This is a genomic window from Nocardia sp. BMG111209 (assembly GCF_000381925.1).
Lineage (GTDB): Bacteria > Actinomycetota > Actinomycetes > Mycobacteriales > Mycobacteriaceae > Nocardia.
In genome coordinates this window covers 736599-759422 of sequence record NZ_KB907309.1, presented here as the reverse complement: position 1 = coordinate 759422, position 22824 = coordinate 736599, and the positions used below count along the sequence as shown (strand labels likewise).

Below are 22824 nucleotides of genomic sequence, written 5' to 3'. Positions count from 1 at the left end.
TCCTGTGGGCGCTGCGCTGCGCCGACATTGGAAATGAAACATGTTCTACGTGCATTCAACCATGGGTTCGCTGGTCAACATGGGGAATTGGGCATCTGGAAGTGCCAACTTTCGAGGGTGCCGAGCGGCCGTATCTTCACCAAGATTAGAACTTGTTCTACAGTGATCCGAGGCGGCTGCCGCACCGTGGCGTGCGCGGACCGCCGGCGACAACTCCGACCGATCAGCGAGGACCAGCGACCATGACCGACTCAGCGCGCACCCAGTCCGCCACCGAGGCCGATTACGTCGTCATCGGCGCGGGCAGCGCCGGCGCCACCGTGGCGAGCCGGCTCGCCGAGACCGGTGCCGCCGTCATCCTGCTCGAGGCGGGCCGCAAGGACGACACCCGGCTGGTGACCGTCCCCGGCATGATCACGATGGTGCACACCGTGCCGCAGTTGAAGCACCGGGTGACCTGGTCGCAGTACTCGATCCCGCAGAAGCACGCCAACGAGCGCGAGATCCCGATGACCCGCGGCCGGGTGCTCGGCGGCTCCAGCTCCGTCAACGGCATGCTGTTCGTGCGCGGCAACAAGGCCAACTTCGACTCCTGGGCGGCCGAGGGCTGCGACGGCTGGAGCTACGACGAGGTGCTGCCCGCCTACAAGCGGCTGGAGAACTGGGAGGGCGGCGCCGACGAATTCCGCGGCTCGGGCGGACCGATCGAGGTGACCCGGCAGAAGGAGCTCACCCCGATCGCCCAGGAGTTCATCGCCGCCGCCACCGAGACGCTGGGCGCGCCCCGGATCGCCGACTACAACGGCGAATCCCAGGAGGGCATCAGCATTTTCCAGCAGAGCGTGCGGGACGGCCTGCGCTACAGCTCCTCTCGCGGATACCTGACCAACCGGTCGAATCCGACCCTGACGGTGGTGACCGGCGCGCACGTGGCGCGCGTGGTGGTGGAGAACGGCCGCGCCGTCGGCGTCGAGGTGATCGAGGGCGATTCCCGCCGAATCATCCGGGCCGGCAAGGAGGTCGTGGTCTCCGGCGGGGTGATGGCGTCGGCGCAGATCCTGATGCTGTCCGGAATCGGCCCGGCCGGGCATCTGCGCGATCACGGCATCGAGGTGCACGCGGATCTGCCGGTCGGCCAGAACCTGCACGACCACCTGTTCGTGCCGATGACCTACATCTCGAAGAAGGCGCTGCACCGGGGCATTCCGTCGCACTTCGCCTCCGGCGTGCTGCAGGAGACCCTCCGCCGCGGCAGTTCCTGGTTCGGCCGCACGGTGTTCGAGGTGGCCGGCTTCGTGCGGACGCAGTTCGCGAAGGACGTGCCCGACATGCAGATCCACACGCTGCCGTGGTCCTACCCGAGCCCGAACCAGGACGAGGACAAGCTGCACATGGTGGATCGCCGGCAGGCGATGACCATCTTCCCGACCCTGATCTACCCGAAGAGCCGCGGCGAGGTGCGGCTGGCCTCGGCCGATCCGCTGCAGGCGCCGCTGATCGATCCGGGCTACCTGTCCGATCCGGCCGACGCGGACTTCCTGATCGAGGGCATCCGCCTGATCCGGGAGGTGATGGCCCACAAGACCATTGCCGGTTCGGTCACCGAGGAGCTCTCGCCCGGACCGGATTTCGCGGACGAGACGGCGCTGCGCCGGGAACTGCCCAACCGGATCCATTCGGTGTACCACCCGGTGGGCACCTGCCGGATGGGCGTCGACGAGCGCGCGGTGGTCGATCCGCAACTGCGGGTGCGCGGTATCGAGGGCCTGCGGGTCGCCGACGCCTCGATCATGCCCAGCATCACCGGCGGCAACACCAACGCGCCCTGCTACATGATCGGCGAGAAGGCCGCGGAGTTCATCACCGCCGGGTGATACCGGCCACCGGTGGTGTGTCGCAGTCGGCGGCGCGATTGCCGGGGTCCTAGCATGTGGCGCCATGACCGTGGTTGCGAATGCGCTGGTGGTGATCGTCGCACTGATCCACTGCTACATCCTGGTGCTGGAGATGTTCCTGTGGCGCGGGCCGCGCGCGCGGGACATCTTCGGCACCACCGCCGAATTCGCGGCCGAGACCGGCGCCCTGGCCGCGAATCAGGGGCTCTACAACGGTTTTCTGGCGGCCGGGCTGTTCTGGGGCCTGGCCGCCGGGCACGCCGGATTCCAGTTCAAGGTGTTCTTCCTGCTGTGCGTGATCGTCGCCGGGGTCTACGGCACCGTGAACGGTGCGAGCCGGGCCTGGTTCGCGCAGTCCCTGCCCGCCGCCGTGGCGCTGCTGGCCGTCGTGATCGCGGGCTGAGTCCGCTCAGGGTCGCGAGGCCACGCAGTCGCAGACGTAACCCGCGGCGGTGACGTCGACGTTCGTGGCGAAGTCGCGGAAGATCCCGTTACCGCCGGTGGTGCGCGACAGCGCGTCGGCGGCCAGGATCATCGCGGCCCCGGTCCAGGTGGTCCGTTCCTCGGGCCAGCGCTTGCCGTCGGCGAATACCAGTCCGGTCCAATAGGATCCGTCGGACTCCCGCAGATGTTGCATCGCGGCGAGCAGGCGCCGGGCCCGCACCGGGTCGCCGAGGGTGTCCAATGCCAGTACCAGTTCACAGGTTTCGGCGCCGGTCACCCACGGCCGGTCGTCGACGCACCGGATCCCGAGCTCGCCGACCACGAATTCGTCCCAGCGCGAGTCGATCCGGGCCACCCCGTCCGCACCCTGGAACGCGCCGCACAGCACCGGGTAGTACCAGTCCATCGAGTACCGGTCCTTGACGGCGAACGCGTCCGGGTGGTGCCGCACGGCGTGTCCGAGCCGCAGCGCCGCCACCTCCCACTCCGGCTGCGCGATGCCGAGCAGATCGGCCAGCGCCAGCGCCGCGCGGATGCTGTGGAACATGCTGGCGCACCCGGTCAGCAGCGCCTCGGCCGCGATGCCGTTCGCGGTGCGCAGCCAATGGATTTCGCCGTTGCGGCCGCGCTGCATCGAGATCACGTAGTCGATCGCGGCCCGGACGTGCGGCCACATCCGCACGGCGAAGCGCCGATCGCCGGTGCAGGCGACGTAGTGCCACACCCCGGTCGCGAGATAACCGCAGAAGTTGGTGTCGGTGTCCTCGTTCTCGACGACACCGGCCCGGAACTGGGACGGCCAGGAACCGTCCGCGCGCTGGGTGCGGGCCGACCACTCGTAGGCGGCGCCGGCGGCGTCCAGCAGGCCGGCGGCGGTGAGCGCCATCGCGTTCTCCACGTGGTCCCACGGATCGGTGTGCCCGCCGGTGAACCAGGGGATCGCGCCGTCGGATTCCTGTGCCGCGGCGATGGATTCGGCGGTACGCAGGCATTGGGCAGTGGTCAGGACACCCGATAGGGCGGGTGGTTCACCGGCGGGCACCGCGCACCGCCGGCTTCGAGAAGTACAGGGCGACACTCTTGCCCAGCAGCGGATCGAGCGCGGTCTCGGCGAGCCGGGTCAGCGGTGGCCGTTTCATCATGTCCCAGACCAGCAGCCGATGGTAGGCGGCGACCGCGCGATGGTCGTCGTTCGTCACGCCCACCGCGCATTTCAGCCACCAGTAGGGCGTGTGCAGGGCGTGGGCGTGCGCGCTGTGCACGAAGCGCAGGCCTCGATCGGTGATCTTGTGGCGCAGTTCGTCGGCCCGGTAGATCCGGACGTGACCGCCCTCGTTGGCGTGGTACTCGTCCGACAACAGCCAGCAGATCCGTTCCGGCAGCCAGCGCGGCACCGTGACCGCCAGTGCGCCACCGGGTTTCAGCACCCGGACCAGTTCGGCGATCGCCGCCTCGTCCGCGGGGATGTGCTCCAGGATCTCCGAGGCGATCACCACGTCGAATTCGCCGTCGGGGTACGGGAGCGCCAGCGCATCACCTTGTACCGCTTCGGCTCTCGCGTGCTCCGGCGCCTCGCGCGCCTCGGCCAGCGCACCGAACATGAGTTTCACGTCGGCGAGGTCGTCCGCGTTCTGATCGAAGGCCACGACATCGGCCCCGCGCCGGTACGCCTCGAAGCTGTGCCGGCCCTGACCGCAGCCCACATCGATGACCCGTACGCCGGGACCCACCCGGAGCCGGTCGAAATCCACGGTCAGCATGCCTGCGCCTCCTCGGTGCCGGTGTGCCCGCTCGCGGTGGCCGGGTCGTCCGGCTCGGCTCGGCGCGGATGCTCGTCCGGCCGCAGCCGGGTGTGCCCGTGGTGCCGGGTGATCGCCTCCTCGTAGACCGAGACGGTCTGCGCCGCAACCGATTCCCAGCTGTAGACGGACAGCGCCCGGCGCCGGCCGGCCGTGCCGAGTTCGGCCGTGCGGCCCGGATCGGCGAGCAGATCGCCGATCGCGGCCGCCAATTCCTCGACGTTGCCGGGTTCGACCAGCACCGCGCAGTCGCCGACCACCTCGGGCAGCGCGCCGGCGCGGCTGGCCACCAGGGCGGCGCCGCTGGCCATCGCCTCCACCGCGGGCAGCGAGAAGCCCTCGTACATCGAGGGAATGCAGGCGATCTGGGCGGAGCTCAGCAGGAAGGCGAGTTCCTGGTCGGACAGTCCGGTGGCGACGGTGACCACATCGGAGAGGCCGAGTTCGGCGATCAGTTTCTCGGTCGGGCCGTCGGGCTCCAGCTTGGCGACCAGCCGCAGATCGATCTCGTGGGCGCCGCGCAGCCGGGCCACCGCGCGCAGCAGATGAGCGATCCCCTTGAGCGGTTTGTCCGCACTGGCCACCGCGACGATCCGGCCCGGTACCCGCAGTCGCGGCCGGGGCCGGAACAGCCCGGTGTCCACGCCGAGCGGCACCACGCGCAGCTGCCGCGCGTCGACCCCGAAATCGTCGGCGATATCCGTCGCCGAGGAGGACGAGACGGTGATCAGTTCCGGGATCTGCCGCGCCACCCGCTGCTGCATGCCGAGGAAGCCGTACCAGCGATGCACGAACGGCCGCCGCCACCAGCGCGCGGCCGCTAGATCGACCACCCGGTCGCGGGTGATCGGATGGTGGACGGTGGCCACCAGCGGCAGCCGCGCGGCGATGTCGAGCAGCCCGCTGCCGAGGCACTGGTTGTCGTGAACGACGTCGAAATCGGCCACGCGCGACCGCAGCAGCCGGGCCGCGCGCAGGCTGAAGGTGCGCGGCTCCGGGAAGCCGGACGTCCACATGGTGGCCAGCTCCAGCAGATCGATCCGGTCGCGCAGCTCACCCGGCCGTGGCGTGCGGAACGGATCCGGTTCGCGGTACAGATCGAGACTGGGCACCTCGGTCAGCCGCACCCGGGAATCGAGATTCTCCGGATACGGCTGCCCGGAGAACACCTCGACCTCGTGGCCCAGCTCGGCCAGACCGTGACTGAGATACCGGACGTAGACCCCCTGTCCGCCACAGTGGGGCTTGCTGCGATACGACAGCAGGGCGATACGCACAGGGGGCTCGCAATCTCGAGAGGTACAGAAGACAGGGGCGGGAAGCCGAACCGCCGGCTATTCGGTCGCGCCCAGGGTGGCCAGTTTCCCGGCCAGCCTATCGAGGTATGCCAGCACCTCGTCGGGTGTCTTGTCCGGAAGTCCGAACAGCGTGTCGGTGACTCCGGCCGCGGCCCATTCCGAGAGTTGCGCCGGATCGGGCCGCCCGGCGAGCGCGACCACGCGCGGCGCACCCGCGCGCCCCGCGTCCTGCCAGACCTTCGACAGCAGGCGCAGCCGTTCCAGCAGCAACTCGTTCTCGTACGGGGTGGTGATCCAGCCGTCGGCGGACCGGGCGATCCAGCGGAAACCCTGTTCGGTGCCGGCCGTCCCGATCAGCACCGGCAGATCCGGCCGGACCGGCTTCGGCCATGCCCAGCTGGGGCCGAACTTGACGAATTCGCCGTCGTAGGAGGCCTCCTCCTGGGTCCACAGCGCCCGCATGGCCTCCAGATATTCACGCAGTACGGTACGCCGCTTGTTCGCCGGCACGCCGTGGTCGGTGAGTTCGTCGGTGTTCCAGCCGAATCCGGCGCCCAGTGCGACCCGGCCGCCGGAGAGGTGGTCGAGGGTCGCGATCGTCTTCGCGAGCGTGATCGGGTCGTGCTCGGCGGGCAGGGCCACGGCCGTGGACAATTCGATCCGTTCGGTGACCGCGGCCGCGGTGGCGAGCGCGACCCACGGATCCAGCGTCCGGGTGTACCGATCGTCGGGCAGGCTGGCATCGCCGGTGGTGGGGTGCGCGGCTTCGCGTTTCACCGGGATGTGGGTGTGTTCGGGCACGAAGAACGAGGAGAAACCCCGATCCTCGGCGGCCTTCGCGGCGACGGCGGGGGTGATACCGCGGTCGCTGGTGAACAGGACGATGCCGAAGCGCATGGGCCTGTGATCCTTTCGATCGTGCAACGCGAAATTTACTGATCGGCCGGGTCGATGAGCGGCGTCGCCGCGGCGGTATTCGCGGCTGCGGCAATACCCGCCCGGCGACCGTAGAAACTTCCGTCGCCGAGGGAGGCGCCGGAGACGTAGCCGCCGGCGCAGATACCGGAGGTGCACCGGCCCGCCGCGAACAGTCCGGCGATGGGCTCGCCGGAGACGTGCAGTACCCGGGAGTCCAGATCGGTCCGCAGGCCGCCGAGGGTGAATCCGGCGGTGAAACCACGCAGATCGAATCCGGCCACCGGGGCGCCGATCGGCCGCACCCACTGTGGTTTCTTCCCCAGCAGCGGATCGGCGCCGTCGGTGGCGTGCCGGTTGTAGACCTCGACGGTGGCCTGCAGCGCGCCGGTCGGCAGGCCCATATCGGCCTCCAGTTCCGCCACCGTCTCCGCGGCCCATTTCGGCGGCTGCCGGAAGAACGGGGTCGCGGTCTCGGTGCCCTGGCCCTGTTCGAGCGCCTGCTCGTCGATGATCAGGTACGCCTGGTTGTCCTGCTGGATCAGCGTCGCCTGGCCGATCCGGCCGCCGTAGGTGTCCTCGGGGATGTAGCGCTGGCCGCGCCCGTTCACCAGGATGCCGCGGGCGAGCAGTTGTGGGTCGCCGAAGAAGGCCACCTCGGTGGCGTCCATATGCGCCACATCCGCGCCGAGGGCCTGCGCGACCCGGATGCCGATGCCGTCGTGCTCCTCGATGGCGGCGGCCGGGCGGCCGATCAGCCGCGGCGCGTAGTTCTCGATCATCTGCTCGTTGTAGGCGAAGCTGCCGGTGGCCAGCACCACCCCGCGCCGCGCGCGGATCAGCACCGGTTTGCCGTAGCGCCGGGCGGCGACGCCGAGTACGCGATCGTCCGCGCCGACGACCAGCCGTTGCAGCCGGACATCGTATTCGGTTCGCACACCGAGTGATTCGACGACGTCGGCGAGCGGCTTCATCAGCATGTAGCCGCCGCCCTTCAGCCCGGTGCGCTTGTTCGCCATCTGCGGCAGGTGCCCGCGCGGCGCCGGGGTGGCGATGGTGTTGAACGGCGCGGCGTTCTCGCCGCCGGAGTACATCAGGCCCTCGTCGTGCGGTGGCTCCCAGCCGGGTTCGCCCCAGAACGCCTGCTTGAACGGCACACCCTGCTCGACCAGCCAGTCGAAGTGTTCGAGGCTGCCCTCGCAGTAGTCGTGGATCTTGCCGGTGTCGACGCCCGGCCCGAGCGCGGCGAGCAGGAACTTCTCCATGTTCTCCGGCGAATCCTCGAAGCCGAGGGCGCGTTGCAGCGGGGTGCCGCCGCCGAGATAGACATATCCGCCGGACAGCGCGGCCGCGCCGCCCCAGCCGCCGGTGCGTTCCAGCACCAGGACATCGGCGCCGGCGCGGGCGGCCTCGATCGCCGCGCAGGCGCCGGCGATGCCGTAGCCGGCGATGACCACATCGGCGGTCAGATCCCACTCGGTCACCTCGGCGGCACGCAGCGGGCGGACGGTCGCGGTGTCGGACATCAGCGATACCTCACTTGCTCTCTCGGGCGGATTCGCGCTTCTTCCGTTGCGCCGCAACCTTGCCCGCGATGTGGTCGAGTTTGGTGCCGGCGGGCCAGCCGACGTAATGGCTGAGGAACAGCGCGATCTCGTGCAACTGCTCGGCGGTCAGCTCCTCGTTGTGCAGCGCGGCGCCGATCTGGATCTCCGCGACGTCGAACAGGCCCTGTGCGGACAGCGCGCCGAGCAGGAGCAGGCGCCGATCGCGCAGACTCAGGCCCGGCCGGGACCAGATGTCGGCGAACAGATGGTCCGCGGTGACGGCGAAATGGTCGCCGGGGCCGTCGGTGAACTCCATGCCGTACACCTCGCCCATCCGGGCCAGGCCGCGCTGCCGGCGGTCGTCGGGCACGGATCCGTTGCCGCTCATGGTCGCTCCTTCGCGAGGGTGCCGGCGCCGACGCCCAGCCCGGGGCCCAGTTCGGTGAAAGCCGTTCGGGCCAGCGGTAATTCGATATCGAGCCGGTCCGCCAGCGCGAGCGCCAGGGACAGGTCCTTCTCCCCGAGATCGCGTACGTGCGACAGGATCGGGAACCAGAAGTCGTCGGCCGGGATCGGTACGGTGGTGTCGCGCAGGATGATCGAGCCCGCACCGCCGGTGACGGCGTCGGAATGGCGCACCACGCGGCCGAGCTTCTTCAGATCCAGGCCCGCGGCCTCGGCGAGTCGCTGTGCCTCGCCGGCTGCGGTGAAGGCCACGAAGTGCAGCAGGTTGCGGGCCAGCTTCATCCGGGTGCCCGCGCCGACCTCGCCGGCGCGCACGACCAGATCCGCGAAGCAGCGGAACGGTTCCCGCAGCCTGGCGTACGCCGCCTCGGTGCCGCCGACCATCACCGCGAGCCGGCCCTGCTGCGCCCCCACGGCGCCGCCGCTGATCGGAGCGTCGACGAGATCCACACCGTGGCTGGCACATTCGGCCGCCAGTTCGACGGCGGTGGCGTCGGCGATCGTGGAGTGCACCGCGATCACGGTGCCGGGGCGGGCGGTGCTCAGCAGCCCGTCCGGCCCGGTGACCACCGTGCGGACCTGATCGTCGGTCACGACCACCACCGAGATCACCTCGGCCTGCGCGGCGACCTCGGCCGCGGTGGCGGCGGCCTTCGCGCCGGCGGCGGTGAACGGTTCGACCACCTCGGGCCGCAGATCGCACACCACCAGCCCGCCGGGCCAGGCGAGCAACCGCTCGGCCATCGGTTTGCCCATATCGCCCAGGCCGATGAAACCGACCTGTACGGGTGGGGTTTCGGCGCCCTCCGGCCCGCTCATGCCCGGAACACCTGGCCGCCGTCGACATTGAGGATGTGGCCGGTGACCCAGGCCGCGTCGTCGGACAGCAGATACAGGCAGGCGCCGACCATGTCCTCCGGAGTTCCCATGCGCTTCAACGGGATCCGGTTCACCATATCCTTGACGATATTGCCCGGGGTGACCGTGCGGGTGGCCTCGGTGTCGGTGGGCCCGGGTGCGATCGCGTTGATCCGGATCTTGGAACCGCCCAGTTCGTAGGCCAATTGCTGGGTGAGGCCGTTGATCCCGACCTTCGCCAGGCCGTAGAAGCCGGAGTACACCCAGGCGGCCGTGGAGGATTGGTTGACGATGGACCCGCCGCCGTTCGCGGCCATCGGTTGCCAGACCGCGCGGGTGACGTTGAGCGCGCCGTCGAGATTCACGCTCATGAACTTCTTGTAGTAGTCCCACGGCACGGTCAGCAGCAGGTCGATCTTCATATCGCCGTAGATGGCGGCGTTGTTGACCAGGTGGTGGATGCCACCGAATTCGGCCACGGTGAATTCGGCCAGGGCCGTGGCGGATTCGGGATCGGCGACGTCCACGCGGTGGAAGACGGCGGTGCCGCCGGCCGCGGTGATCTCCTTGGCGACCTCTTCGCCCGCCTCCGCGTTCAGGTCGGCGACGACCACCTTGGCGCCCTCGGCGGCCAGGGCGCGCGCATAGGCGGCGCCGATGCCGCGGGCCGCGCCGGTGACGATCGCGGATCGTCCGGTGAAACGGGTCATGAGAAGTGCTCCTGTTCGACGGTCGCGATCAATTCCGATTCCGGTGTGCCGGTCCGGGTGCCGGCGACGACCCGGCCGCCGCCCGGCCGGGCGGCGTTGCCGGTGCTCACGAGCCTGCCCATCGGTAGCTCCCTAGGTGTCCGGACACGTGTACGGACTATAGGTTCGAGTGCTCTCGGCGCGCAAGAACTCGTTTCAATTCTGGCCCGCCGCGGCGGTGTGCTCCGGCATCATCGGGAGTGGATCGCCGTGGGCATTGTCGGCGCGGGCCGCCGATGGTAGCGTCCAGACACATGTCCAGCTATGTGTCTCTCGCAGCGCCGGAACAGCGTCGCGGGTGGCCGAACTCGTTCCCGGTGGAGGTCCGCTGATGCCTCGATTCACCCCGCATCCGCAGCGCCGGCCGGCGCTGGTGGCCGGCGCCTCGTCCGGTATCGGCGCGGCCACGGCCCGCGCGCTGGCCGAACTCGGCCATCCGGTGGCCCTGGGCGCCCGCCGGGTGGAGATCTGCGAATCGCTGGCCGAGAAGATCCGCGCCGACGGTGGTGAGGCGTTCGCCCATCGGCTCGACGTCACCGATCTGCGGTCGGTCGACGAATTCGTGACCGCCGCCGAGGCGGCCCTCGGGCCGATCGAGATCGCCGTCTCCGGCGCGGGCGATCTGGAGTTCGGGCAGGCGTACCGGATGGATCCGGAGATGTTCCTGAAACAGGTGCACGTCCACCTGGTCGGCGCGCAATGGCTGGTCAATCGGGTGATTCCGGGGATGGTCGAGCGCCGCCGCGGCGATTTCGTGCTGATCGGTTCCGATTCCGCGGATATTCCGCGACCCGGTATGGGCGCCTATGTCGCCGCCAAGTCCGGGCTGGAGGCGATGGGGCATCAGCTGCGAATGGAGTTGGAGGGCACCGGCGTTCGCGCCTCGGTGGTCCGGCCCGGACAGACGCAGACCGGGATGGGGATGACCGCGGCGCCGGAGTCGATCGGCCCGGTGCTCGAGAATTGGGTGCATTGGGGATTCGCCCGGCATTCGTACTTCCTGCGCGCCTCCGATATCGCCGCCGCGGTGACCGCGGTGGTGTCCACCCCGCGCGGCGCGCATCTGGTGCTGGTCGAGGTACAGCCGGAAGCGCCGCTGCGCGAGGTGGATTCGAACGAGACCGGAGGGAACGGCTGATGCGCATCGAGGTCGATCTGGATCTGTGCCAGGGGCACGCGGTCTGCCAGGACGAGGCGGGCGCGGTGTTCACCGTGCCGAAGCACGGCAAGGTGGAGGTCCGCCGCGCCGATCCCGGGGCCGATCTCGAGGCGGTCCGTGCCGCGGTCCGGTACTGCCCGACCCAGGCGTTGTCGCTGGTCGACGACGACCCGAATTCCTAGATACCGCACGGCAGGAGAGGGACACCGATGTCCTGGCAGCGCTACTTCTTCGACTTCGGCAACCGGTATCGGATCGGCGAATCCCCGGTCCTGTTGTGGTGACGGATATTTCGCACCGCTGACCGCCGCCCGCCGCTCGCACCGAGGGAATCGCACATGCCGAACAACTTCGCCGACCTCTTCGAACACGTCGTGGACGCGATGCCCGACCGGATCGCCGTGATCGAGGGCGAACGCCGGATCACCTTCCGCGAGTTGGAGGACCGGGCCAATCGGCTCGCCCACCATCTCGCCGCCGCGGGCATCGGCCGCGACGCGCACGTCGGCTTCCAGATGCACAACAGCGTGGCGACCATGGAGACCCTCCTGGCCTGCTTCAAGCTGCGCGCGGTGCCGATCAACATCAACTACCGGTACGGCGCCGAGGAACTGCGCTACCTGTTCGACAACGCCGATCTGGCGGCGCTGGTGCACCATCGCTGCTACGCGCCGGTGGTGGACGCGGTGCGGCCGCTGGTTCCCGGACTGCGCCACGTGCTGGTGGTCGAGGACGATCAGGGCGGTGCGGGCCTGCCCAGCGATTCGGTGCCGTATGCCACCGCCTTCGAGAACACCTCCGCCGAACGGGATTTCGAGCCGCGCAGCGGCGACGACCGGTTCGTGATGTACACCGGTGGCACCACCGGGCTGCCCAAGGGCGTGGTGTGGCGGCAGGAGGACATGTGGCGGGTACTCGGTGGCGGAATCGACTTCTACACCGGCGTTCCCGTCGCCGACGAATATCAGCAGTCCCGCACCGGCGCGCAGAACGAGCCGTGGTTGTGGTTCGTGCTGCCGCCGCTGATCCACGCCGCGGCCATGATGCCGACCTTCAACGCGCTGTGGTCCGGTAGCGGTGTGGTGTTCGAACCGCGCTTCGACCCGCGCCGGGTGTGGCAGGTGGTGTCGGCGGTGCGACCGCAGGTACTGGTCATCACCGGAGATGCCATGGCCCGCCCGCTGATCGATGCGTTGCGCGCCGAACCGGCCGACACCTCGTCGCTGCTCTCGATCGGCTCCGGCGCGGCGCTGCTGTCGCAGCCGGTGAAGAACGCGATGCTCGAGCTGCTACCGCAGACGGTGCTCACCGATTCCATCGGCTCGTCCGAAACCGGTTTCGGCGGAATCGGTTTCGCGCAGAAGGACGACGATCCGGGGCGCGGCCCACGGGTGCGGATCGGTCGTGGCGCACTGGTGGTGGACGATGCGGGCGAGCCGGTCGCGCCGGGCGGGGAGGGCTGGGTCGCCAAGTCCGGCAACGTCCCGATCGGCTACTACAACGATCCGCAGCGGTCCGCCGCGTTGTTCCGCACCGTCGGCGGTACCCGGACGGTCGTCACCGACGACCGTGCGCGGGTGGAGGCGGACGGTTCGATCACGCTGCTCGGCCGCGGCAACATGGTGATCAACACCGGTGGCGAGAAGGTGTTCACCGAGGAGGTGGAGGCCGTCGTGAAGGCGCATCCGGCCGTCTACGACGCGGTGGTGATCGGGGTTCCGCATGAGCGCTGGGGGCAGCAGGTGGCGGCCGTGGTCGCGGCGGCCGGGCCGGAGCCGATCGACTTCGCGGATCTCGAGCGGCATGTCCGCGTACATCTCGCGGGATACAAACTGCCGCGGCGGATCTGGGTGGTCGAGGAGGTCGGCCGGACGCCGAGTGGCAAGCCGGACTATCGGTGGGCCGCGGAGCTCGCGGCCGGGCGGGATTCGGAGCACGACGCGGGGTGAGTCCGGTGATCCGGCGCGCCGGGCGGGTTCCGGCATTCGGGTCCGGCAGGAATAAGAACGTGTTCTACTTTTTGGATGTCTGGGATGCATTCGGTACTGGGGGAAGTGGTCCGCTCGCCGGTGCGGGTCCGGGCGGCCTCCGCGAGTTCGGCGCTGTTCGCGGTCGATCCGGCCGCGGCCCGTGATCTGCTCGCGGGGACCGGTCTCACGCCCGCGAAATATCTCGGCCGCGCGCTGTGCTCGATCGCCTTCGTGCGCCACATCGATACGGATCTCGGCCCGTACCACGAGTTCTCGTTCGGCCTGCTGGTCCGGTACCCGGGCCGGTCCGGGATCGGCGTCCACATCCAGTGGCTGCCGGTGAATCAGGAATTCGCCTGTGTGGCCGGCCGCGACATCTGGGGCTTCCCCAAGGAGGTCGTCGAGGTCGACATCACCGCCACCGGCCGCGGTCAGCGCTGTGAGGTGCGCGCCGACGGCGAACGGGTGATCGCGATCCACACCACCTCCGGCCTCCCGGCCCCCGGTGGGGCAGGCGGCGCCTCGGTCGACGCGTACACCTATCGCGGCGGCGTACTGCGCCGCACGCCCTGGACGATGCATCCGGCCGGGGTGCGAATCATGCCCGGCGGCAGCCGGATCGAGCTGGGGACGCATCCGGGCGCGGACCGGTTCCGGGCGCTCGGCCTGCCCAAGCGCGCCCTGTTCACCAGCCGGATCGGCTCTCTCACCATGCAATTCGACGACGCGGAGGATCTGTCGTGAACAAGACCGCCCTGGTGACCGGCGCGGCGAGCGGTATGGGCCGGCTGGTGGCGCGACGCCTGGCCGCCGCCGGGCACCGGGTGGCCGCCCTGGACGTCAACGAGATGGGCCTGGCCGAAACCGCCCGCCGCTCACCGAATACCGGCACCTACATCTGCGACGTCTCCGATCCGGAGGCGGTCACCGCGGCCGTCGCGAAGGCGCGCGCCGACCTCGGCCCGATCGACCTGCTCGTCCACGCGGCCGCCCTGTGCCGGGTGGGTTCCGCACTCGGGCACGACGTTTCGGAGCTGCACCGGGTCATGGCGGTGAACTACCTGGGCACGGTGAACATTTGCCAGGCGGTGGTACCCGCGATGAAGGAGGCAGGCGCCGGCACCGTGGCGCTGTTCGCCTCGCTGGCGGGCTGGCTGCCCTCGCCCGGCCTGGCGGCCTACTCCGCCTCCAAATTCGCCGTGATCGGCTACACCGAGGTGCTCGCGCAGGAACTGCACGGCACCGGCGTCCGGCTGGTCTCGATCTGCCCGCCGATGGTGGAAACCCCACTGCTGGACGGGATCCGGGCCGTGGATCCGGCCGTGGTCGCCGGGCAGAACGGGATGTCGCCGGAGAAGGTCGTGGACGCGCTGGAGAAGGCGATCGCCGATCCGAAGGCGCCGCTGTTCGTCTTCCCCGGTTCCGCGCGGCCGCTGGTGCTGGCGCGGCGTTTCGTCCCCGACCTGCTGCGCAGGCAGGTGACCCGGATGGTCAAACCCGCGGTGTGAGCGGGCCTATGGCGCTGCGCCGCCGCCGGGTGGGCGGCCCGCGGCCCAGTCGGCCCAGTCACCCAGCGCCTCGGTGATCCGGACCCCGGCCTCGGCGGTGACGCGCAGCGCGGCCACCTGCGGGGTGTAACCGTATTCGCCGTTGTCCTTGGCGGCGGACAACTTTCGATAGGCCTCGGCCAGGCCGTGGTAGAAGGCGGCCTCGCGTTCGAGGTGGTCCGCGAGTTCCCCGGGTGTCATCAGCCAGAAGAACACCGACCGCAGCAGGGGTTCCAGCCGGAACGTGTGATCGACCTCGACCTCGGTCAGCCACCGCCGCACCTCGGCGAGCCCGGTATCGGTGATGCGGTAGTCCTTGCGTCCGCGCGGCCCCTCACCGTCCACCACGATGTACCCGTCCTGCTGCAATTTGCGCAGTTCACCGTAGATCTGCGGATGTCCGGCCGGCCAGACCGAGCCGAGCAGCTCGTCGAAGCGCCGGGTCAGATCCCAGCCGCTGGCCGGTTGTTCGGCCAGCAGTCCGAGCAGCGCATGCCTCAGCGACATGGCACACCGCCGTGATGTTCATACGGACATGTTCCTGTTGACATGTTGATGCCCACATGAGAGGGTTCCTTCTGGCTCACCTGTTCAAAGTAACATGTCGAAATCGACACCTGGAGGAACCATGTCCGAATCCGGACAGGGGAATGTGTTCATCACGGGAGCGAGTGCCGGGATCGGGGCCGCGACCGCCGACCTGCTGGTCCGTCGCGGCTACACCGTCTTCGCCGGCGTCCACACCACCGCGGCCACCCCGCGACCGGGCCTGCGGCCCGTGCCGATCGATGTCACCGATCCCGAAAGCGTCTCGGCCGCAGCCGAACTGGTGGCGGCGGAGGTCGGCGGGGCGGGCCTGCGCGCGGTCGTGAACAATGCCGGCATCATCGTGCAGGGCCCGCTCGAGCTGGTGTCGCCCGCGGAACTGCAACGGCAGTTCGCGGTCAACACCCTCGGCCCCGCCTATGTGTGCCGCAGTTTCCTGCCGCTGGTCCGCGCCGGTCACGGCCGGATCGTCAACATCAGCGCCCCCACGGCCCGGGTCCCGGTCCCGTTCCTCGGGCCCATCGGCGCCAGCAAGGCCGCGCTGGTCTCGCTGTCGGACGCGCTGCGCAGCGAATTGGCGGCCTGGCACATCCCGGTCGTCGTGGTCGAACCCGGCGGCACCCGCACGGAGATCTTCACCAAGGCGGAGCGGGTGGCGGCCGCGACGATGGCGACCGACCGCGCCCCGCTGTACGGTGCGCAATTGGCGGCGGTCGCGAAAGCCGCTGCCCGCCAGCCCCTGGGGCCCATCGATCCGGTGGCGGCGGCCGTCGCCCGCGCCGTCGCCGCCCGAAATCCAAAGCGCCACTACGCCGCCGGCACCGGCGTCCGCCTGTTCGGCGTCATCGCGGCCCTCCCGGATCCCCTGCGCGACCGCGTGGTCGCCACCGCCTTCGGGCTGACCGGCGCGGCCCGCAAGGCCGATGCCGGGAACCGACAGCCCACTGATCCGCGCCTCGGGGTCACGGAAGGGACAGTTCCGCCGCCATCCGCGCGGTGATCGTGGTGAGCACCCGGGCGGCGGTCGCCAGATCCTCCGGCGAGACCGAACCGTAAGCGCGCGAGATTGTTTCGCCGGTCTCGGTGCGGATGCGCGCGACCAGGTCGCGACCGGCCGCGGTGAGTTCGGCGCGGCCTTCGGGCAGTTCGCGGAGCAGGCCCGCGTCGAGCAGGCGGGAAAGGGCGGTCCCGACCTCGGCGGGGGACCAACGGGTGAGGGTCGCGATGTGATCGATGTGGCCGGCGCGGTCGATCGGGGTGCCGGCGGCCACGATCTGGTTCAGGGTGATCCACTGGTGCTCGTCGAGCGTGGTGCCGGACAACGCCCTGGTCAGGATGGCCGAATGGTGCTTCTCGGCGCGGCCGACGATGGACGGGTTCAGAGTGGGGGCGGTCATGGCGATCTCCTCGGTTCGGCGGTGGTTCCGCGTGAAACCATTCTGACACTCAGTCCCAGAAAAACTCAAGTGTCTTTAGTGACGTAGTGTCTTTTGGGACTGAGAGTCGGTTCGGGTTACACTGCCGGGATGGATCCGGATGATCGTTCGCTGCCGCTGCGGGAACGGAAGCGGCTGCGCACTCGGCGGTCACTCGCCGATACGGCGTTGCGACTGTTCGCGGAGCGGGGGTTCGATGCCACCACGGTGGACGAACTCGTCGACGCCGCGGAAGTCTCCCGCAGCACGTTCTTTCGCACCTTCGCCACGAAGGAGGCGGCGGCGGTGGAGGCCGAGACCGAGTTGTGGGCCGCGTATCTCGCCGCGGTGCCGTCGCGGGCCCGTGCCGGGACGGTGCTGGATGCGTTGCGCGACAGTCTGATCGCGGCGGTGGACGGATTGCCGGGGGACTGGGACGCGCGGTATGTCGCCACCCGGCGGCTGATCCTCACGACGCCCGGTCTGCTCGGATACGTGGAGTATCACCGAACCGGGGTGGAACGCGACGTGATCGGTGCGCTGGCAACCGAACTCGGGCTCGACGCCGATGATCTGCGATTGCGGATCCTCGCGGAACTCGCCACCACGGCGTGGAGTATCGCGGGGCGGGACTGGGTCCGGGCGGACGGCGCGGGCGGTCGGCCGGGCCTGGCCGACCGCCTGCGGGCGGCCTTCGCCGCGATACCGCTCAGTCTCGGACTGGCGGCGGGAAGCCGGTGATCAGCGGCCCTCGAATTTCGGTTTCCGCTTCTCCGCGAAGGCTTTCGGGCCCTCCTTGGCGTCGTCGCTGAGGAATACGCTCAGGCCGACCTTCGCGTCGGCGGCGAACGCCTCCTCCTCGTGCATACCCTCGCTGTCGCGGATGGTCTTGAGGATGGCGCGGACCGCGAGCGGGCCGTTGGCGTCGATCAGGGCCGCGATCTCCAGGGCCTTCGCCAGCGCGGTGCCGTCGGGGACCACATGGCCGATCAGGCCGTATCCCAACGCCTCCCGCGCGGTGATGTGGCGGCCGGTGAGCAGCAGATCGCAGGCGACGGTGTAGGGGATCTGGCGGGGCAGCCGGACCGCCGAACCGCCCATCGGATACAGCGACCAGCGGGCCTCGGAGATACCGAATTTCGCGCTCTCCCCGGCGATTCGGATATCGGTGCCCTGCAGGATCTCGGTGCCGCCCGCGATCGCGGCGCCCTCGACGGCGGCGATCAGCGGTTTGGTGAGGCGGCGGCCCTTCAGCAGGCCGGGAATGCGGGCCGGGTCGAAGGCGCCGCCCTCGCTCATATTCTTGCCCGGGTCGTTGCGGGTCATCGCCTTCAGATCGGCGCCCGCGCAGAACGCGTTGCCGGCGCCGGTGAGGATGCAGCTGCGGATGTCGGGATCGTCGTCGACGGTGTCCCACGCCCGCACCATGATCTCCAGCATCTCGCCGGAGAGCGCGTTGCGGACGGCCGGGCGGTTCATCGTGACGATCAGGGTGTGCCCGCGGCGCTCGACGAGGGCGTGCGGTTGCGAATCGGTCCCGGTCGCCGGCGCTGCGGCGGAGGTCGTCTCGGCCATCACTGCTCCTTCTCGTGTACGTCGGGGCTGTGGTCGAAGTTACCCCGGACTGTTGTCCAGAACAATAACGTGTTCTAGTTTGGGAACAGGCCGGATCCGCGACGGCGCCCCTCGGCGCCGCGGCGGTGCGACGACGACGGAGGGAGCGGCGATGGAGACGACGGCGACGGAGGCGGCCGGAACCGGCGGTACGGCCACGCTGCCCGCGCGGATCACGCCGGCGCTCATCGAACGACTCACCGCGCGGGTGGTCGCGGGCGCGGCGCGCGAACCGTATCGGATGATCGAGGTGTACAGCGGCGCGGTCGTCGGCGGCCTACCGCAGTCCGCGCCGGCGGATGTGGCCGAGGCCGCGGCGAAAGCACGTGCGGCGCAACGGGAATGGGCCGCCTGGCCGGTGTCGCGGCGACTGGCGGTATTCGCGCGGGTGCACGAGCTGATCCTGTCCGAGCACGAGACCGTCGCCGATCTGATCCAGATCGGCTGCGGTAAGACCCGGCGGATGGCGTTCGAGGAATCCTGCGATGTGCCGATGGTGATCAGCCACTATCTGAAGACCGCGAATCGGGTGCTGAAGCCGGCCCGGCGACCGGGTGCGATACCGGTCATCAGCGCCGGCCTCGAACAGCATCGGCCCAAGGGCGTGGTCGCGGTGATCTCGCCGTGGAACTTCCCGTTCGCCATCTCGCTCTCGGATGCGACCCCCGCCCTGATCGCGGGCAACGGCGTCGTGCTCAAGCCGGACAACAAGACCGCGCTGTGCGTGCTGTTCGGCGTGGAACTGCTGTACCGGGCCGGGCTGCCGGAAGGACTCGTGCAGGTGGTGTGCGGGGAGGGTCCGGATATCGGGCCGACCCTGATCGACAACACCGATTTCGTCATGTTCACCGGCTCCACCGCGACGGGCCGCACGATCGGGGAACGCGCGGGGCGCAACCTGATCGGCTGCAGCCTGGAACTCGGCGGGAAGAATCCGATGATCGTGCTCGAGGACGCGAATCTCGACGAGGCGATTCCCGGCGCGCTGTTCGCCGTGTTCGCCAACAGCGGTCAGGCGTGCATGCACATCGAGCGAATCTATGTGCACGAGCGCGTATACGAGGAGTTCGAGCGCCGATTCGTGGCCGCCGCAGCGCAATTGGGGGAGACGGCGGGTGCGGTCTACGACTACACCGCGGATTTCGGCTCGCTGGTCTCGATCGAACACCTCGAACGAGTGGCCGCGCATGTGGCGGACGCGCGCGCCAAGGGGGCCACCGTGCTGACCGGCGGTACCGCGCGGCCCGATCTGGGGCCGGCTTTCTACGAGCCGACCGTACTCACCGGGGTCACCTCGGAGATGGTCCATGCGACCGCGGAGACCTTCGGCCCGGTGGTGTCGCTGTACCGGTACACCGACGAGAACGAGGTGATCCGCCTCGCCAACGCCACCACCTACGGGCTCAATGCCAGTGTGTGGAGCCGGGATACGGCCCGCGCGGCCCGGGTCGCGGATCGGCTCGAGGCGGGCAACGTCAACATCAACGACGGTTTCGTGGCGACCTATTCGGCCAAGGGCACCCCGTCCGGCGGCGTGAAGCAGTCGGGGGTCGGTACCCGGCACGGCGCCGCGGGCCTGCTCAAGTACACCGACACCGTCAACATCGGCGTGCAGAAGCGGCAGGTCCTGTCCGCACGGGCGGGGATGCCGTACGAGAGACAGCTCGCCACCACGCTGCTCACCCTGCGGTGGATGCGGCGGTTGCGGCTGCGCTGACCCGATCCGCAGGGCGGCAAGGGTATTCCGAGCCCCCTCGCCGAAACCCGGTCCGGGTGGAGCGAATTCGGTCGACTGTCCGCAGAACACGGTTCACCTGCTCGCCATCCCGGGCTGGGACCCTTGGGCGGTGTCTCAGCCCGGTGACCGGAAGCGGGTCGGATACGCACTGCTGACTCCGGCTTACCGACTTCTGGAGCTCGACCACCCGACGGCGCTGTCCCGCGCCGAGATTCGACTGCGCGCGGAGTTCGCGACCGTATTCGACCGCGATTCCGTGCGCCGGATCCTGCACGATTCCTACGATCGTTTCATCGCGCAGGCGAGCGTGACGCTCTACCTGCCGGTCCTGGCGGAACGGTTCGCCCGGCAACGGCTGCAGGCCCAGGCGAAAGCCGAAGGGCGAGTGGCGCAATCGAAACCGATCGTGCTGTTCCTGTGTACGCACAACGCCGGTCGGTCGCAGATGGCGCTGGGCTACTTCCTGCAACTGGCCCGCGGCCGGGCCATCGGCTGGTCCGGCGGCACCGAACCGAGCCGATGGCTCAATCCGGCGGTGGTCGGCGCGATGGCCGAGGCCGGCATCGACATCACCGACGAATATCCGAAGCCGTGGACCGACGAGATCGTCCGGGCCGCCGACATCATCATCACCTTGGGCTGCGGCGATATGTGCCCGCAGTTGCCGGACACCTATTACGAGGACTGGATCGTCGACGATCCGGCGGGTCTGTCACTGGCACAGGTGCGGCCGATCCGCGACGATCTGCGCCGCCGCGTCGTGCGGCTCCTCTCCGATCTGCACATCCCGGTGGCGGGCTGAGCCCTGCCGCGTCGCGGTGTGGCGCAGCTGTGCCCGGAAGCCGTTGCCGCGCGGACTCTTCCGAATTCAGCGTCCGGTGAAGTTCGGTGGCCGGCGTTGCAGGAAGGCGGTGATGCCCTCGCGCATGTCGTGGGTCGTGAACACGATGTGCTGAGCGCGGGCCTCGTCCTCGAGCGCCTGCGCGAACGAGATCGAATCGCTGCCGTCGAGCGACCGTTTGATCAGGCTCAGCGCGGTGGTGGGTCCGGCGGCGAGGCGAGTGGCCCAGTCGCGGGCCACCTTCGGCAGTTCGTCGGCGGGGACCACCTCGTTGATCAGGCCCCACTCCAGCGCGCGGTCGGCGCCGAATTCGTCGCCCAGCATGGCGATCTGCTTGGCCCGGCGCTGCCCGACCTGACGCGGCAGGGTCCAGGAGGTGCCGCCGTCGAGCGCCAGTCCGCGCTTGACGAACACCTCGCAGAACCGGGCCCGATCGCTGGCGAGGACGAGATCACAGGCCAGCACCAGCCCGAGCGCCACCCCGAACGCGACGCCGTCGACCGCGGCGAGGGTCGGCTTCGGCAGCCGGTGCAGGCGGTCCACGATCTCGCCGACCGCGCGCATCTCGAACAGGATCGACTGCTGCGCACCGCCGGTGAGCCCGCGGCCGTCACCGGAGCTCATATTGCCGGACAGATCCGCACCGGCCGAGAAATTGCCGCCCGCGCCGGTCAGCAGCAGCGCGCGGTCGGCGGGGTCGTCGGTCACCTCGATCAGGGTGCGGCGCAGGATGTCCCAGTCCTCGGCGCCGAGCGCATTCTTCTTCGCGGGACGGTCGAAGATGATTGTCACCAGGCCGTCGGCCCGTTCGACACGTGTCGATGACATGGAAACTCCTTCTGGAGAACTGTTCTCGGGTCACGGCGCGGCGGGCGCGACGGTGACGAAGCGCTGCGCAATCTTGTAGGCGGACAACCGTTCCCGCAGGCCGGTGCGGAGCGCCGCCGGCACCGGTTTCGCCAGGTGCGGGCTCAGCGCGTTCAACGCCGCGGGCCGATTCGGGGTCAGCGTGGCGGTGTGCCCGTCGACCTCGTAGGTGATCGTGGAGAACGCCATGCCGAACCCTCCGACGCCGAGGTACGGACGGGCTCGCCCGCGCCTCGAGCGCTTACTGTCGTATGTACAGTAAACACTACCGGAGGGTCGGGTGCGGCGGAAGTGCCCGCTACCGGGTGGCGGCCGGGCGGCTCCGGCGGGCAGACGGTTTCGCGGCTTTCGCCGGCGGCGCGACCAGGCGGGCGGCGTGATCGAGGATGCAGGCCAGGCCGTATTCGAAGTTGCGCTCGTCCGGGGCGCCGAACCGATGGCCGCGGGCCGTCGCCTCGGCGAACAGCGGGGTCGTCTCGGGGGCGACCACCATGTTCTCGTAATAGGCGCCGGTCTCCGCCTCCGCCGACTGCCGGCGCTTCTGGTGCAGCCGCTCCAGCACGACCGACCCCCGGACGTGCAGTTCCACCGCCGAATAGGTGTCGAAGGCATCCTCGAGCGACAGCCCGGCCGCCACCAGATTGGCGACGGCCTCCTCGGTCTGGCGCACCCCCAGGCGCGCGGCCTTCGGGCTCAGCGCCGCGCCGATCAGGATCAGGTCGCAGAGAATCGGATTGCCCAGGAAGGTGTTCCGCATCATGCGGGCGTGCGCGGCCAGCGATTCGCGCCAGTCGTCGGCGGCCACGAACGGTGTGTCGAAGGCGTACTGCCGCAGGGCGCGATCGGCCATCGCGGTCAGCAGGTCGTCCTTCTTCCGGAAGTACCAGTAGATGCTGGTGACGCCGACGCCGAGATGCTTGCCCAGCAACGGCATACTCATGTTGTCGATCGAGATCTGTTCCGCCAGTTCGAACGCGCCGTCGATGATGTCCTCGGGATTCAGCGATCCGCGCTCACGTCGCTGCCCCTTGACGGGGGTGCCTCGCTTGGTCATTGCTGAACTCGTCCTTCGCGAAATATCGGGATGGGAGGGAGCGGCTTCGTGCCCACCGGCGGACAGTGGCAGTGGTACGCGGCACGGTAAGTCTTACCGATAC

Annotated in this window: 25 protein-coding genes and 1 pseudogene; 11 read left to right on the top strand and 15 right to left on the bottom strand. The window is 69.5% G+C overall.

Features of this window, described 5'->3' with window-relative positions; translation table 11 throughout:
- Window positions 1-242: 242 nt before the first annotated feature.
- Together G361_RS0134705 and G361_RS0134700 are read left to right on the top strand one after the other, a co-directional pair.
- A complete protein-coding gene (locus G361_RS0134705; protein ID WP_019931748.1) occupies window positions 243-1874 on the top strand; it encodes a GMC family oxidoreductase in 1632 nt (543 codons plus the stop codon).
- A gap of 64 nt (window positions 1875-1938) precedes the next feature.
- Complete coding sequence (locus G361_RS0134700) at window positions 1939-2298, top strand: DUF1304 domain-containing protein (protein ID WP_019931747.1); 360 nt, start codon at window positions 1939-1941, stop codon at window positions 2296-2298.
- Between the two features lie 6 nt (window positions 2299-2304).
- Here the strand turns inward: G361_RS0134700 and G361_RS0134695 are convergent, their stop codons facing one another.
- Genes G361_RS0134695 through G361_RS51535 form a run of 9 tightly spaced genes read right to left on the bottom strand, consistent with a single transcriptional unit; the run spans window position 2305 to window position 10053 of the window.
- Window positions 2305-3381 (bottom strand): hypothetical protein, encoded by a 1077-nt coding sequence (locus G361_RS0134695; RefSeq protein ID WP_019931746.1) that lies wholly within the window; start codon window positions 3379-3381, stop codon window positions 2305-2307.
- Window positions 3368-4099 carry a class I SAM-dependent methyltransferase gene (locus tag G361_RS0134690; protein WP_019931745.1) on the bottom strand — a complete coding sequence of 244 codons (732 nt, stop codon included), beginning with the start codon at window positions 4097-4099 and terminating at the stop codon, window positions 3368-3370. Before G361_RS0134690 ends, G361_RS0134695 begins: the two co-directional genes overlap by 14 nt.
- Window positions 4093-5415 (bottom strand): glycosyltransferase family 4 protein, encoded by a 1323-nt coding sequence (locus tag G361_RS0134685; RefSeq protein WP_019931744.1) that lies wholly within the window; start codon window positions 5413-5415, stop codon window positions 4093-4095. Before G361_RS0134685 ends, G361_RS0134690 begins: the two co-directional genes overlap by 7 nt.
- A gap of 57 nt (window positions 5416-5472) precedes the next feature.
- Entirely contained in the window at window positions 5473-6333 is an 861-nt protein-coding gene (locus tag G361_RS0134680) for a TIGR03619 family F420-dependent LLM class oxidoreductase (RefSeq protein ID WP_019931743.1), read from the bottom strand.
- Between the two features lie 35 nt (window positions 6334-6368).
- Window positions 6369-7877 (bottom strand): FAD-dependent oxidoreductase, encoded by a 1509-nt coding sequence (locus tag G361_RS0134675; RefSeq protein WP_019931742.1) that lies wholly within the window; start codon window positions 7875-7877, stop codon window positions 6369-6371.
- A gap of 10 nt (window positions 7878-7887) precedes the next feature.
- On the bottom strand, window positions 7888-8286 hold the full coding sequence (locus tag G361_RS0134670; RefSeq protein ID WP_019931741.1) for a carboxymuconolactone decarboxylase family protein: 399 nt from the start codon (window positions 8284-8286) through the stop codon (window positions 7888-7890).
- Window positions 8283-9182, bottom strand: a complete 900-nt coding sequence (locus G361_RS0134665) for an NAD(P)-dependent oxidoreductase (RefSeq protein WP_019931740.1) — start codon at window positions 9180-9182, stop codon at window positions 8283-8285. Before G361_RS0134665 ends, G361_RS0134670 begins: the two co-directional genes overlap by 4 nt.
- The gene (locus tag G361_RS0134660; protein ID WP_019931739.1) at window positions 9179-9931 is read right to left on the bottom strand and encodes an SDR family oxidoreductase; all 753 of its coding nucleotides are present in this window, start codon (window positions 9929-9931) and stop codon (window positions 9179-9181) included. The genes G361_RS0134665 and G361_RS0134660 overlap by 4 nt, the downstream gene beginning before the upstream one ends.
- Window positions 9928-10053, bottom strand: coding sequence for a hypothetical protein (locus G361_RS51535; RefSeq protein ID WP_255359879.1), 126 nt, complete (start codon window positions 10051-10053; stop codon window positions 9928-9930). Before G361_RS51535 ends, G361_RS0134660 begins: the two co-directional genes overlap by 4 nt.
- A gap of 248 nt (window positions 10054-10301) precedes the next feature.
- Between G361_RS51535 and G361_RS0134650 the strand changes: the two genes are divergently transcribed.
- From G361_RS0134650 to G361_RS0134630, 5 genes are all read left to right on the top strand, one after another.
- A complete protein-coding gene (locus tag G361_RS0134650) occupies window positions 10302-11108 on the top strand; it encodes an SDR family oxidoreductase (protein WP_026343866.1) in 807 nt (268 codons plus the stop codon).
- Window positions 11108-11311: a ferredoxin gene (locus tag G361_RS0134645; protein WP_019931736.1), complete on the top strand. Its 204-nt coding sequence runs from the start codon at window positions 11108-11110 to the stop codon at window positions 11309-11311. Before G361_RS0134650 ends, G361_RS0134645 begins: the two co-directional genes overlap by 1 nt.
- A 156-nt stretch (window positions 11312-11467) precedes the next feature.
- Window positions 11468-13078, top strand: coding sequence for an acyl-CoA synthetase (locus G361_RS0134640; RefSeq protein ID WP_019931735.1), 1611 nt, complete (start codon window positions 11468-11470; stop codon window positions 13076-13078).
- 75 nt (window positions 13079-13153) lie between these two features.
- A complete protein-coding gene (locus G361_RS0134635; protein ID WP_036496182.1) occupies window positions 13154-13843 on the top strand; it encodes an acetoacetate decarboxylase family protein in 690 nt (229 codons plus the stop codon).
- A complete protein-coding gene (locus tag G361_RS0134630) occupies window positions 13840-14607 on the top strand; it encodes an SDR family oxidoreductase (protein WP_019931733.1) in 768 nt (255 codons plus the stop codon). Before G361_RS0134635 ends, G361_RS0134630 begins: the two co-directional genes overlap by 4 nt.
- 6 nt (window positions 14608-14613) lie before the next feature.
- Here the strand turns inward: G361_RS0134630 and G361_RS0134625 are convergent, their stop codons facing one another.
- Window positions 14614-15153, bottom strand: coding sequence for a PadR family transcriptional regulator (locus G361_RS0134625; RefSeq protein WP_019931732.1), 540 nt, complete (start codon window positions 15151-15153; stop codon window positions 14614-14616).
- 121 nt (window positions 15154-15274) lie between these two features.
- On the opposite strand from G361_RS0134625, the gene G361_RS0134620 reads away from it, so the two are divergent.
- Entirely contained in the window at window positions 15275-16192 is a 918-nt protein-coding gene (locus tag G361_RS0134620; protein ID WP_019931731.1) for an SDR family NAD(P)-dependent oxidoreductase, read from the top strand.
- Here G361_RS0134620 and G361_RS0134615 read toward each other — a convergent pair.
- Window positions 16155-16589 carry a helix-turn-helix domain-containing protein gene (locus G361_RS0134615; protein ID WP_019931730.1) on the bottom strand — a complete coding sequence of 145 codons (435 nt, stop codon included), beginning with the start codon at window positions 16587-16589 and terminating at the stop codon, window positions 16155-16157. The genes G361_RS0134620 and G361_RS0134615 overlap by 38 nt on opposite strands.
- Window positions 16590-16718: 129 nt before the next feature.
- On the opposite strand from G361_RS0134615, the gene G361_RS0134610 reads away from it, so the two are divergent.
- A complete protein-coding gene (locus G361_RS0134610; RefSeq protein WP_019931729.1) occupies window positions 16719-17348 on the top strand; it encodes a TetR family transcriptional regulator in 630 nt (209 codons plus the stop codon).
- On the opposite strand, the gene G361_RS0134605 is transcribed toward G361_RS0134610, so the two are convergent.
- The gene (locus G361_RS0134605; RefSeq protein ID WP_019931728.1) at window positions 17349-18182 is read right to left on the bottom strand and encodes a crotonase/enoyl-CoA hydratase family protein; all 834 of its coding nucleotides are present in this window, start codon (window positions 18180-18182) and stop codon (window positions 17349-17351) included.
- A 151-nt stretch (window positions 18183-18333) separates the two neighbouring features.
- Between G361_RS0134605 and G361_RS0134600 the strand changes: the two genes are divergently transcribed.
- Both G361_RS0134600 and G361_RS0134595 read left to right on the top strand, forming a co-directional pair.
- Window positions 18334-19938 (top strand): succinic semialdehyde dehydrogenase, encoded by a 1605-nt coding sequence (locus tag G361_RS0134600; RefSeq protein ID WP_019931727.1) that lies wholly within the window; start codon window positions 18334-18336, stop codon window positions 19936-19938.
- Between the two features lie 169 nt (window positions 19939-20107).
- Complete coding sequence (locus G361_RS0134595) at window positions 20108-20761, top strand: three-helix bundle dimerization domain-containing protein (RefSeq protein ID WP_036496374.1); 654 nt, start codon at window positions 20108-20110, stop codon at window positions 20759-20761.
- A 66-nt stretch (window positions 20762-20827) separates the two neighbouring features.
- Here the strand turns inward: G361_RS0134595 and G361_RS0134590 are convergent, their stop codons facing one another.
- From G361_RS0134590 to G361_RS0134580, 3 genes and pseudogenes are all read right to left on the bottom strand, one after another.
- Window positions 20828-21628: an enoyl-CoA hydratase/isomerase family protein gene (locus G361_RS0134590; RefSeq protein WP_026343862.1), complete on the bottom strand. Its 801-nt coding sequence runs from the start codon at window positions 21626-21628 to the stop codon at window positions 20828-20830.
- Window positions 21629-21739: 111 nt separating this feature from the next.
- A pseudogene (locus G361_RS49935) lies at window positions 21740-21856 on the bottom strand (enoyl-CoA hydratase/isomerase family protein); the annotation flags it as partial.
- 109 nt (window positions 21857-21965) lie between these two features.
- On the bottom strand, window positions 21966-22721 hold the full coding sequence (locus tag G361_RS0134580) for a TetR/AcrR family transcriptional regulator (protein WP_019931723.1): 756 nt from the start codon (window positions 22719-22721) through the stop codon (window positions 21966-21968).
- Window positions 22722-22824: the final 103 nt, after the last annotated feature.